This window comes from Pseudoalteromonas sp. RW-H-Ap-1 (assembly GCF_048318575.1).
In the GTDB taxonomy this organism is placed as follows: Bacteria; Pseudomonadota; Gammaproteobacteria; order Enterobacterales; family Alteromonadaceae; genus Pseudoalteromonas.
The window spans coordinates 1,749,992-1,762,196 of the sequence record NZ_CP166996.1 but is presented as its reverse complement, the minus strand read 5'-3'; the positions used below and the strand labels follow the sequence as shown (position 1 = coordinate 1,762,196).

Here is a 12,205-nt window from a genome sequence, read left to right as displayed (position 1 = left end):
TTACAATGAAACATCAACTCGCAAAAAGCGTCGCACTTTCATTATTATCTCCCGTTATTATTGGCAGTATGTTGGGGATTTACTACGCATTGACATTGCGTGGTGACGCTGTTTCTATTTTTTTAGGGCTATTAATGACCGCTATTGCTAACGCGCACATAGTGGGTTTAACTATGGCTGCGTTTGTAGTGCCTGGTTATTTACTTATGTTTAAGTATTCTAAGGTAAATTATTCTGGAGTATTAACACTTGGCTTGCTGGGTGGCGCTATTTTTAGTTATCTTTTGAGCGCCACTACAGGCGAGATCTTTTTAATCAATAGTGTGATGTCAGGGTTTGCCGCTGGACTGTTTTTATTCGGCCTACGTAAATCGGTACAAAGTTAATTGCGGAATATTTAATCAAGTGTGTCGTAAAACCATGTAATTTCCTTTTTTTACCCGCAAAAGGTTTCAATTTTTAGTGACAAAGAGTACCTTTAGCTACTGTATGTTTAATAAGAAGTAGTTTGGTATGCAAAAGCACGATTTTTACCAGTCATTAGTTAAGCAAACTGAATCGCTGATAGGCGGTGAATCAAACATAATTGCCAATATGGCAAATATAAGCGCGCTGTTATTTACCTCTTTAGAAGATGTGAATTGGGCGGGCTTTTATTTTATGGATTCACCATCAGAATTGGTACTTGGTCCATTTCAAGGCAATCCAGCTTGTATTCGTATTCCAGTAGGAAAAGGGGTATGTGGCACTGCTGCGGCGACCGAGCAAACCCAATTAATTTCAGATGTGCATGCTTTTGACGGTCATATAGCCTGTGATGCAGCATCAAATTCTGAGATAGTTGTACCTATCATGAAAAACGGATCTGTATTTGCGGTACTAGACATAGATAGCCCAAGTATTGGCCGATTTGATACTGATGACCAAGCAGGGCTTGAAGCACTTGTAAAATGCTTAGAGGCTAGCCTGTAATGAAAGATTTGCTAAATGTTCAAGACTACCTTTTTGCCGTACAAGATGTTGGTGATTGGGAAGGAGATGAAGAACATGTAGCGGAAACGCTCAATGATTTGATTCACATGGCATGGGATCGTCTCCCTGATGATTTAGACTGTGATTCAATTGATGAAATTATAAATGGTATTTGGGAGCATTTACGTGGTGATATGGCTGTGATTGAAGCTGACTTTGAAGAGTTAGTCGATTGGTGTATCCACTATGTTGATTCTGCCCTTGATGAAAAGATGTGATTAAATAGGTTCTAAAATGGAAACCACAAACAAGCTAAAAGATATTAATGAAGTATTGGAGTTCTTATATCAAGAATTTCCACAATGTTTTAAACAAAAAGAGGGCATTCAGCCACTTAAAGTAGGTATTTTCAAAGATATCGCTGAGCGCATTGAAGGGTCTGAAAAAGTTAGTAAGACACAAGTTCGTCAAGCACTTAGAAAATATACATCTAACTGGCGCTACCTTGAAGCAGTTACTAAATCTGAATTTAGAATCGATCTTGACGGAAATCAAGGCGAAAAAGTTGAACAAGAGCATATCGACCACGCACAAAAAGCATTGGAAGAAAGCCGTGCTAAAATGGCAAAGCGTAAAAAGCAGCAGCGTCCTCGTCAAGATTCAGATGCAAAATCTTTCAAAAAGAAACCAGCTCATACGGCTAAAAACTCACCGGCTGCAGCAAAACCTGCAAAAGCCGCTGCGCCTAAGCGTTCAGGAAAAGTTGAACCTTTACCTGCAGGCGAGGTCAAGGTTAATAATAAGGTTAAGGTTAAACTTGGCCAAGCACTTGTTAATGCAGTAATCACTGAAGTAAACAAAGACGATGTTCACGTTGAATTAGTGACCGGTATGCAAGTTAAAACCAAAGCCGACAGCTTATACATTATTTAAGCTGCGAAAAAAATTAAGGAGTTGTGTATGAGTAAAAAGTTTACGCTCATTCCGTTAGTTGCTGCGCTGTTTTCAGGTTCATTATTGGCTGCAGTAGAGCCGGTAATATTAGAAGACTTACCTTTGCTCAAGCAAGAAAGTCAGCACGGTACAGCCAGTAAACGCGTGGCTAATCTATTTACTCGTTCGCATTACACACCAGTTCGATTTAACGATGAGCTTTCAAGTAAAGTGTTTGATCGTTACATCGAATCCCTTGATTTTAATAAAAGCGTGTTTTTGAAAAGCGATATTGACTCTTTTGAGCAATATCGTGAGCGTTTCGATAACGCGCTTATTAGCGGCAAATTAGGGTTTACATTTGATATTTTCAACTTAAGCCTTAAACGTCGTTTTGAACGTTACGAATTTTCGCTTTCATTACTTGAAAATGAAATGACGTTCGACACGGAAGATGAATATTTTTATGACCGTGAAGATTCGCCATGGGCGACTACGCAAGCTGAATTAGATGAAATTTGGCGCGAGCGTGTAAAATATGATGCATTACGATTAAAAATGACAGGTAAAGATTGGCCTGGCATTAAAGACGTGTTGACCAAGCGTTATAAAAACGCAGAAAAGCGTCTTATACAATCAAAATCTGAAGATGCATTTCAAATTGTGATGAATTCACTTGCACGTAGTATTGAAGCACATACTTCATACTTATCTCCACGTCGTGCAGAGCAGTTCAAAATGGATATGGATCTTGAGCTTGAAGGCATTGGTGCGGTATTAACGCCTGATGAAGACTACACGGTAATTCGTAGTTTAGTACCTGGAGGTCCGGCAGACAAATCTGAGCAAATTAAAGCCGATGACCGCATTATTGGTGTGGCTCAAGATGGCGAAGAGTTTGTTGATGTAATTGGCTGGCGTTTAGATGATGTGGTTGATTTAATAAAAGGCCCTAAAGGCACTAAAGTGCGTTTGCAATACCTAAAGGGTGCAGATGCTCACGGTACGCCAAAAGTGGTTGAAATTACCCGTGATAAAATTCGTCTAGAAGACAGAGCTGCTAAATCAGAAGTATTTGAAGCCAGTTATTCTAATTTAACCAGCAAAATTGGTGTATTAGAAATTCCAGGTTTTTACAATAACTTATCTAAAGATGTAAAAGTTGAGTTGGCTAAACTCAAAGAACAAAACGTAGACGGAATCATTATTGATTTACGTCAAAATGGCGGCGGTTCATTATATGAAGCTACGCAGCTATCAGGTTTGTTTTTTGATCAAGGTCCAGTAGTACAAATTCATACTTTAAACAACCGTATTGAAGAGCAAAAAGACCGTGACGGCATTACTTATTATGATGGCCCGCTGACAGTGCTTGTTGATAGGTACAGCGCATCCGCGTCTGAAATTTTTGCCGCAGCAATGCAAGATTATGGCCGCGCCGTTATCATTGGTGAGCAAACCTTTGGTAAAGGGACCGTGCAGCAGCATAAAGGTTTAGCGCGTGCTTATGACTTATACGATAACCCATTAGGTAGTGTGCAATATACGATTGCAAAGTTTTACCGCATTAATGGTGGTAGTACACAGCATAAAGGGGTGATCCCAGACATTACTTTCCCATCAGCCATTGACCCTGCAGAATGGGGTGAAAGTAAACAAGATAATGCCTTGCCATGGGATAGCATAGTAAAAGCAAAGTATAAGCAAATAGGGCGTTTAAACCCTATTATCAGTGTACTTGAAAAGCAGCATAATGAGCGTATTAAAGCCGAACCTGAATTTAATTATGTGTTTGAAGATATCGCTCGCTACAACGAAGAAAAAGATCGTAAAACAATTTCTTTGGTTGAGAAAAAGCGCATTAAAGAAAAAGAAGAAAATGAGGCACGCGCACTAGCCCGTACTAATGAGCGCTTAAATCGTTTAGGTAAAGAGCCAATAGAAAATCTGGACGATGTACCAGAGGTGATTGAAGAGCTTGACCCATTTCTTGAAGAAGCTGCACTTATTACACAAGATTATATTAAATATGGTCGCGTAGCTAAGCGCTAAAATAAGCTTCACTTTGCAAAAAAAAGGCGCCTAGGCGCCTTTTTTACTATCGATAATTTGCTAAATTGTTATAATCGCGGATTACCAAAAGTTGAGCTAGATCAATAGTGCTCAATAAATGCGCGTACGTGCTAATAAAAATAATCAACATGCATCGAATGTGTGTAGGAGTCTATATTTTGAAGCCAATTGAAGAAAAACCACTAAAAAGTGCCTCGTTTTTTGATGCACTCATTCCAATTGCTGTATTAATTTGTTTATTAGGTGCCGCTGTGTACTTATTTGGTGATGACTCATCGTCAGGTCCCAATCAAATTGCCTTGTTATTTGCAACATTCGCTGCGGCGTTAATTGGTTTAAAAAATGGCTACACATGGAAAAAATTAGAAGATGCAATGATTGAGGGGATCACTTTATCTCTTAGTGCGATTTTAATCTTACTCATGGTAGGGGCATTAATCGGAACTTGGCTATTATCAGGAACCGTTCCGACATTAATTTATTACGGTCTACAAATTATCAATCCCAGCTGGTTTTACGCCGCGAGTTGTTTAATTTGTGGCATTGTAGCAATGAGTATTGGTAGTTCATGGACTACAGCAGCGACTATAGGTGTTGCGTTACTCGGTGTTGCTTCAGGACTGGGTTTAGAGCCGACAGTTACCGCGGGTGCTGTAATATCAGGCGCTTATTTTGGCGATAAGCTTAGTCCGTTATCGGAAACAACCAATTTAGCTCCAGCCGTTGCTGGTGCAGATTTGTTTGAACATATTCATCATATGCTTTGGACGACAGTACCCAGCTTTGTCATTGCATTAATCATCTTTATTTTCATGGGTTTTAACGCTACTGCTGCGGGAGAGGCGGGTCAAATAGAACAAATAACTGCAATTCTTCAGCAAAACTTTAACATTGGCTTAGAAATGTTGGTGCCGTTAATTGTATTACTCGCATTAGCTATTCGAAAAATGCCAGCGTTTCCGGCGATTTCTATTGGTGCCGTTATTGGCGCGGTGTGGGCAATGTTATTTCAATCGGACTTAATTGCTAGCCAAATAGACATGACTCAGGGTGAGTTTGTCGGTTATTTCAAATTAGTTTGGACCACCTTTTTTGATGGCTTCACGATTAATACGGGCGATGCAAAAATGGACTCGTTACTGAGTGGCGGCGGCATGTCTGGTATGCTAACCACTACATGGTTGATCATGACAGCACTGATGTTTGGTGCGATTATGGAGAAAACAGGGCTACTTGATATTTTTGTTAAAAGTATTCTAAAAATAGCAAAAAGCACTGGTTCTCTTATCGCCTCAACCATTGCAACGTGTATTGGTACCAATGTTATTGCTGCGGATCAGTATATTGCCATTGTGGTGCCTGGACGGATGTTTAAAGAAGAATATAAAAAGCGTGGCTTAAAGCCTGTTAACTTATCTCGTACTCTAGAAGATGGCGGCACAATTACCAGCCCACTCATACCTTGGAATACCTGTGGTGCGTATATGCAAAGTGTTCTATTAATCAATCCGTTTGATTATGCGCTTTATGCTTTCTTTAACCTTATAAATCCTTTCTTAGCCGTTATTTACGCTTACTTAGGAATTAAGATACTACGTATTAAACCTAAACAAACGGCTTAATTTAAGTAGCTCCTTTTATAACTAAAAGGGGCTATTTTTTTGGAGTGAACATGACTGAACTACAAAAACCTCAAGCAGAATACCTAAAAGACTACCAAGCCCCTCATTTTTCAATCGAACACACTGAGCTGACATTTGATTTACAGCCATTAAAAACTCAAGTAAATGCTCTATTAACGCTTAAGCGCGTTGGCGATTCAAATGCGCCACTGGTATTAGATGGCATAGACTTAACTTTGATCTCTTTGTCGGTAGAGGGTGCAGATCTCACAGATTATAAAATTATAAATCAGCAATTAATCATTAATAACTTACCTGATGAATGTCAGCTAAGCATAGTGACGCAAACATCACCACAAACCAATACTTCACTTGAGGGGTTGTACTTATCAGGCGGTGCTTACTGTACTCAATGTGAAGCGCAAGGGTTCAGAAAAATAACCTACTATATGGATCGTCCTGATGTTCTTTCTACTTTTGATGTCACTATAATTGCAGATACAACATTCCCGCATTTACTCTCAAATGGTAATCAAGTTGATAGCGGTGAAACGCAAGATGGACGTCATTTTGTAAAATGGCAAGACCCATTCAAAAAGCCAAGCTATTTGTTTGCTTTAGTGGCAGGGGATTTTGATGTTTTACACGACAAATACACAACACGTAGTGGTAAAGACGTCACCCTAGCGTTATTTGTTGATAAAGGAAATCTGCCAAAAACAGAGCATGCCATGACGTCGCTAAAAAAAGCGATGGCCTGGGATGAAACTCGCTTCAATTTAGAGTATGACCTTGATATTTATATGATTGTTGCCGTTGATTTTTTCAATATGGGAGCTATGGAAAATAAAGGCTTAAATATTTTCAATAGTAAATGCGTGTTGGCAAATCAAGAAACGGCAACCGATAAAGATTACCACACCATTGAGTCTATTGTTGGCCACGAGTACTTTCATAATTGGACCGGAAATCGTGTGACTTGTCGTGACTGGTTTCAATTGTCTTTAAAAGAAGGCTTAACAGTATTTCGAGACCAAGAATTTAGCAGTGATTTGGGCTCCCGTGCGCTAAATAGAATAGATGCTGTAAAAGTAATGCGTACTCATCAGTTTAGTGAAGATGCAGGTCCTATGGCTCATCCGATACGTCCAGAAAAAGTGATTGAAATGAATAACTTTTATACTGTGACTGTATACGACAAAGGGGCTGAGGTAATTCGCATGATGCATACCCTTTTAGGTGAGCAAAACTTTCAAAAAGGCATGGCATTGTACTTCGAACGCCATGACGGGCAAGCGGTGACCTGTGATGATTTTGTTGCAGCAATGAGTGATGCATCATCCATTGATTTATCCCAATTTAAGCGTTGGTATAACCATTGTGGTACACCTCGCCTGAACGTAACTAAAAAGTATGATGAAGCTTCGCAAACATTCTCGCTTAGCGTAGAGCAGCTTACGCCAGCGAATCAGCCTGAAAATGCAATGTTACATATTCCTTTTGCTATTGAGCTTTTAGACTCTCAAGGGCAGAGCATTGCATTACAGTACCAAGGCAAGCAGCTTGGTCATGTACTGGATGTAACGAATAGCTCGCAAACATTTCACTTTGATAATATTCACAGTAACCCAACCGCTGTATTGCTCGAAGATTTTTCAGCCCCATGTATTTTAAATCAATCTATTAGTGAAGCGGATTTATTACATATTATGCGTTTTGCGCGTAGCGACTTTTCTCGCTGGGATGCACAACAGCAGTTATTTATTAACGCACTTAAAGCCAATGTTACTTCAGCAAGTAAGACCCCTTTGAGTGAGGATGTGATTGATGCACTTCGTGCATTGCTATCTCAGCGTGAGGGCGATTTAGCGCTGGTTGCTGAACTATTGAAGTTGCCAAGTTTTGATACCTTAGCTGCTGAATTTGAAATAATACCGGTAGATCAAATAACGGCTAATATTGAGTTATTTGAACAGCAAATTGCCACGCAATTGCACAGTGAATTTTTAAGCTGTTACCAAGCCATTACCGATGATGGCAGTGTGAGTGCGCAAGCGGTAGCAATACGTTCGCTGAAACAACTGTGCCTTCATTATTTGGCAAAAATCGACAGTGTTGATGCGGCAAATTTAATTGAGCAGGCTGCAGCATCAACAAATATGACCAATGTTCTCGGTGCATTGAGCAGTGTGGTTAAAGCAGCACATCCATTGTCTGATAAATTACTCGAGCATTTCGACGCTCAGTGGCGCCATGATGTATTAGTAATGGATAAGTGGTTTGCTCTGCAAGCGATGAACTCAGCTGGTGATGCTATTGAGAAAATAAAGGCCTTGTACACACATCCTTGCTTTGATTTTTCAAATCCGAATCGAGTGCGCGCATTAGTGGGCAGCTTTTCCCATTTTAATACTGCACAGTTTCATCGTTTAGATGGCAAAGGCTATACATTACTTGGCGATTTATTAATTAAGCTCAATGCGATTAACCCGCAAAATGCATCTCGAATGTTAACGCCGTTTATGTCGTGGCGTCGTTATGATGAAACCCGTGCAACTGCAATGAGGACCCAACTAGAGCGATTAGCTAACTTAGAAGGGTTAAGCGACGACTTATTTGAAAAGGTTGAAAAAGCCTTACAATAAATCATGATAGAACATTACTTTAGTATGCATTTGAGCTATACAAAGTGCATGGATTATTATCATGGACGGTATAGCTCTATCCAAGTGACAGCTGATAGCGGTACAACAATTCGTTTTTCCGCTCATCACCTTCGACCTTTTATTTCTAGCCTAGGTATCCGTGGTCGATTTAGACTCATTTTAAGTAATGAAAACAAGTTCATCCGTCTCGAACGAGTAGCTTAGCAGTCATTTTTTGTGTTATAAATACATATTAATATTGCTTTTTTGTTAATTTCGGTTTGTTCTATTGTTAATTTACGTGTATAAATTATCTGGTATGACGTCTTACCAATACGTAAACGTTGAACAAATAAAAAATATAACTGATTGAAGGCGGCCATTTGTAATTTGTTTGATTCGCTTCTATCGTTACGATTACACTAAAAACAATAACTTGATCACACAAAAATACCCGCGACAGGGGGGAACCAAAATGATAAGAAGATCGCTTTTTGTTAAAAATAAAATAGCACTTGGCTTAACAGCTGCGGCTATGGGTTTAACTGCAGCACAGACACAGGCTGCAACATTTGAGGTTGGTGGTTTTGATATCGCCTTCGATTCTACCTTTTCATATGGTCAGAGTATTCGGGTTGAAGACCGAAATTTTGATATGATTGGTAAGAGTAATAATCCATCATTTGATTGGACGGGTTACAACCCAGCACTCAATACGATTTATTCATCCCAAGATGTCTGGGCTCAACCAGGGTCCTACTCAAACAACGGTGACGCGGGCGGTTTAAATTTTGATAGCGGTGAGTCTTTCTCAAAACTATTAAAAGGCACGCATGACTTATCAATAAGTAAAGATAACTACGGCTTATTTACCCGTTTTATGTATTTTTACGATTTTGAATTAATGGACGGCGATCGTGCTTATGTTAATCCAACATCAGGGCAAGGTGTAGACCCTTGTGATGACGATGATACTAAAGAGCAAAGTTGTGCCGACCTTCGTTTACTTGATGCCTACGTATGGGCGAACTTTGATTTAAACGATGGTAATAACCCGCTTTCAATTCGTGTTGGTCAACAAGTAGTAAACTGGGGTGAAAGTACGTTAATTTCTCATGGTATTAACGTTAACCCGGTCGATATAGACCGTTTAAAAGCACCAGGTGCTGAGCTAAAAGAAGCGTTTATTCCGGTTGGTATGTTGTGGGCATCGTTAGGGCTTACAGAAAACATGACCTTAGAAGGTTTTTACCAATACCAGTGGCATGAAACTCGTCTACCGGCTGCAGGGACTTATTTTTCTACCAATGATTTTGCTGCAGAAAACGGTTATCAACAAAACGTACAGCTAGGTTTTACTTCAAATCCTGATATTGATTTAGCATTTTTAACAAATAGTTTAAATAACTTGATAGCAACTCACTCTCAAGTAGCGGCAAGTCAGGGGATTGATCCATCAAGTGCTGCAGGTCAACAGCTATTAGCTAATATGTACTTGACACACCCGACCAAGGTTGCCCTCAAAGGTAAAGGCTATGATGGCAAAACAGAGCCAGATGATGGCGGCCAATACGGCTTACGACTCGGTATGTTTTTACCAGAGTGGAATGATACCGAAGTAGCGCTTTATCACGTAAATTACCATAATCGTCGTCCGCTTATTTCGGGTCGCGTATCAAACTTTACGCAAGCATCAATTCAACAAGATTTAGCGATGATTGCAAGTACTGAGATTACCTCTGATAACGTATCCGATTTAAAAGCATTTGCTAAAGCAACTAACGAATACCCTGAAGATATTAAACTTTACGGTTTAAGCTTTAACACCTCGCTTGGTGAAACTGCTTTTGCGGGTGAGTTTACTTTTCGTGAAGACGAACCGCTGCAAATCGATGACGTAGAGCTACTTTACGCTGCGATGCCTGAGCAGTTAGCTATTGCTGGTTTACGCCCTGAGTTTGCAGGTATTTCGCAAATGAGTAAAGGCGATGATGCAAGCGTTGTTGGGCCAGGCGAGTTAGCCAAAGGTTATATCGAACGCAATACGTCACAATTACAGTTTACGGCAACACATCTATTTGGTCCTTCATTAGGCGCTGATAGTTGGGCTGTTGTGGGTGAAATTGGTGGTGTTCGTATTAATAACATGCCCGAGTACGATGAGATCCGTTTAAATGTCTCTGGTACTGGCCGAAGTGGTGTTATTCAGGGGCCTGGTAGCTCAGATTACTCTTCACTACATATGGCATTATCTAATGGACCTGAGCAAAAATCGTTTGCTACGGCTTCATCGTGGGGCTACCGCTTAATTGCTAAAGGTGATTACTTTAACCTTTACAATGGTATTAACTTCTCACCACGTTTTGTATTTTCTCATGATGTAAATGGTAACACGCCAGATCCAATGTTCTTATTCATTGAAGATCGTAAGTCATTAGGTGCAACTATGAGCTTTAATTACCAAAATGCATGGTCTTTAGATGTGAGTTACAACTCATTTTGGGGTGGTGGCGACACCAACACTTTCTCTGACCGAGATTACGTTTCTTTTAACTTAAAATATTCTATCTAGGGGTAACATTATTATGATTAAAAAACCTACCCTCATTGCTACAGCGTTTTGTAGTTTGTTTGCAAGCCACGCAGCGCTGGCTAAAATTAGCCCAGAAGAGGCTGCGCGCCTTGGTAAAGACTTAAGCCCAATTGGTGCGGAAAAAGCAGCGAATGCTGATGGCTCAATCCCAGCATGGAATGGCGGTATTACTGCTGCTCCAGCAGGTTATGAACCGGGTATGCACCACTTAGACCCTTATGCAACCGATAAAGTATTATTCACTATTGATAAAAGTAATATTGATAAATACAAAGAAAACTTAAGCCCAGGACAAATCGCGTTATTTGAAGCGTACCCAGATACGTTTAAAATGCCAGTGTATGAAACCCGTCGTTCTGCGTCTTTTCCACAATTTGTGTACGATGCAACCAAAAAGTTTGCAACGTCTGCTGAATTAGTTGAAGGCGGAAATGGTATTAAAAGTACAGCTATTGGTATTCCATTTCCAATCCCTAAAACGGGTTTAGAAGCAATTTGGAACCATTTACTTCGTTACCGTGGTCAGTCTATTGAGCGTTTTGGTGGTCAGGCAGCACCGACGGCATCGGGGTCATATAACTATGTTGGTTTTGATGAGCAGTTATTAGTTAAATATTCAGATCCAAGTGCTACTCCGGCTGAACTACAAGATTCTAATATTTTGTTTAAGTTTAAACAGCAAGTGACAGAGCCAGCTCGTTTAGCAGGGACCGCGTTATTGGTGCATGAAACTATGGACCAAATTTTAACGCCGCGCCAAGCGTGGACGTACAATTCAGGTCAGCGCCGTGTTCGCCGTGCACCTAATGTAGCGTACGATGCACCGGGTACAGCAGCAGATAGCTTACGTACAACTGATGACTTTGATATGTTCAATGGCTCGCCAAATCGTTATAACTGGACGCTAAAAGGTAAGCAAGAGCTTTACATCCCATACAATAGCTACAAGCTTCACAGCGACAAGCTAACTTATGATGATATTTTAAAGCCTGGTCATATCAATCCTGAGCATACACGTTACGAAAAACACCGTGTATGGGTTGTTGAAGCAAACTTAAAAGATGACACTCGTCATATTTACAAAAAACGTGTTTTCTACATTGACGAAGACAGTTGGCAAGTACATGTTACCGATATTTACGATAATCGTGACCAACTTTATCGTGTAGCAATGGCTTATGGTCTTAACTACTATGAAGTACCGACACAGTGGAGTACGCTTGAGGTATACCACGATCTTAATTCACGTCGCTATTTAGCCATTGGTTTAGATAACCAAGAAAAGATGTATGATTTTTCTCAGTCATTTAATGACAATGAGTTTACATCGAGCGCTTTACGTCGCGCTGGCAGATAGTATAAAAGCA

General features: G+C 40.1%; 10 protein-coding genes. All 10 read left to right on the top strand.

Going from position 1 to position 12,205, the window contains the following annotated elements; all coding sequences use genetic code 11:
* Positions 1-5: 5 nt before the first annotated feature.
* The 10 genes from AB8618_RS08245 to AB8618_RS08200 all read left to right on the top strand — a co-directional run bounded on the left by AB8618_RS08245 (position 6) and on the right by AB8618_RS08200 (position 12,195).
* Positions 6-386 (top strand): hypothetical protein, encoded by a 381-nt coding sequence (locus tag AB8618_RS08245; protein ID WP_409423174.1) that lies wholly within the window; start codon positions 6-8, stop codon positions 384-386.
* Positions 387-513: 127 nt separating this feature from the next.
* Entirely contained in the window at positions 514-972 is a 459-nt protein-coding gene (locus AB8618_RS08240; RefSeq protein WP_054201014.1) for a GAF domain-containing protein, read from the top strand.
* A complete protein-coding gene (locus AB8618_RS08235) occupies positions 972-1,250 on the top strand; it encodes a hypothetical protein (protein WP_138606053.1) in 279 nt (92 codons plus the stop codon). The genes AB8618_RS08240 and AB8618_RS08235 overlap by 1 nt, the downstream gene beginning before the upstream one ends.
* Positions 1,251-1,266: 16 nt before the next feature.
* Positions 1,267-1,905, top strand: a complete 639-nt coding sequence (gene proQ, locus AB8618_RS08230; protein ID WP_413402184.1) for an RNA chaperone ProQ — start codon at positions 1,267-1,269, stop codon at positions 1,903-1,905.
* A 27-nt stretch (positions 1,906-1,932) separates the two neighbouring features.
* Positions 1,933-3,957 (top strand): carboxy terminal-processing peptidase, encoded by a 2,025-nt coding sequence (gene prc / locus AB8618_RS08225; protein WP_413402182.1) that lies wholly within the window; start codon positions 1,933-1,935, stop codon positions 3,955-3,957.
* A gap of 158 nt (positions 3,958-4,115) precedes the next feature.
* Positions 4,116-5,600, top strand: a complete 1,485-nt coding sequence (gene nhaC / locus AB8618_RS08220) for a Na+/H+ antiporter NhaC (protein WP_138606189.1) — start codon at positions 4,116-4,118, stop codon at positions 5,598-5,600.
* A gap of 50 nt (positions 5,601-5,650) precedes the next feature.
* A complete protein-coding gene (gene pepN, locus AB8618_RS08215) occupies positions 5,651-8,245 on the top strand; it encodes an aminopeptidase N (RefSeq protein ID WP_413402180.1) in 2,595 nt (864 codons plus the stop codon).
* Positions 8,246-8,248: 3 nt separating this feature from the next.
* Entirely contained in the window at positions 8,249-8,470 is a 222-nt protein-coding gene (locus AB8618_RS08210; RefSeq protein WP_409423169.1) for a DUF2835 domain-containing protein, read from the top strand.
* Between the two features lie 250 nt (positions 8,471-8,720).
* Positions 8,721-10,817 (top strand): DUF1302 domain-containing protein, encoded by a 2,097-nt coding sequence (locus AB8618_RS08205; protein ID WP_290167627.1) that lies wholly within the window; start codon positions 8,721-8,723, stop codon positions 10,815-10,817.
* 13 nt (positions 10,818-10,830) lie between these two features.
* Positions 10,831-12,195: a DUF1329 domain-containing protein gene (locus AB8618_RS08200; RefSeq protein WP_010390152.1), complete on the top strand. Its 1,365-nt coding sequence runs from the start codon at positions 10,831-10,833 to the stop codon at positions 12,193-12,195.
* Positions 12,196-12,205: the final 10 nt, after the last annotated feature.

What these genes read in the sequence shown, in the direction of transcription:
- AB8618_RS08245 (WP_409423174.1), top strand. Translation starts at nt 6, where the DNA reads ATGAAACATCAACTCGCAAAAAGCGTCGCACTTTCATTATTATCTCCC.
- AB8618_RS08240 (WP_054201014.1), top strand. Translation starts at nt 514, where the DNA reads ATGCAAAAGCACGATTTTTACCAGTCATTAGTTAAGCAAACTGAATCG.
- AB8618_RS08235 (WP_138606053.1), top strand. Translation starts at nt 972, where the DNA reads ATGAAAGATTTGCTAAATGTTCAAGACTACCTTTTTGCCGTACAAGAT.
- proQ (WP_413402184.1), top strand. Translation starts at nt 1,267, where the DNA reads ATGGAAACCACAAACAAGCTAAAAGATATTAATGAAGTATTGGAGTTC.
- prc (WP_413402182.1), top strand. Translation starts at nt 1,933, where the DNA reads ATGAGTAAAAAGTTTACGCTCATTCCGTTAGTTGCTGCGCTGTTTTCA.
- nhaC (WP_138606189.1), top strand. Translation starts at nt 4,116, where the DNA reads ATGTGTGTAGGAGTCTATATTTTGAAGCCAATTGAAGAAAAACCACTA.
- pepN (WP_413402180.1), top strand. Translation starts at nt 5,651, where the DNA reads ATGACTGAACTACAAAAACCTCAAGCAGAATACCTAAAAGACTACCAA.
- AB8618_RS08210 (WP_409423169.1), top strand. Translation starts at nt 8,249, where the DNA reads ATGATAGAACATTACTTTAGTATGCATTTGAGCTATACAAAGTGCATG.
- AB8618_RS08205 (WP_290167627.1), top strand. Translation starts at nt 8,721, where the DNA reads ATGATAAGAAGATCGCTTTTTGTTAAAAATAAAATAGCACTTGGCTTA.
- AB8618_RS08200 (WP_010390152.1), top strand. Translation starts at nt 10,831, where the DNA reads ATGATTAAAAAACCTACCCTCATTGCTACAGCGTTTTGTAGTTTGTTT.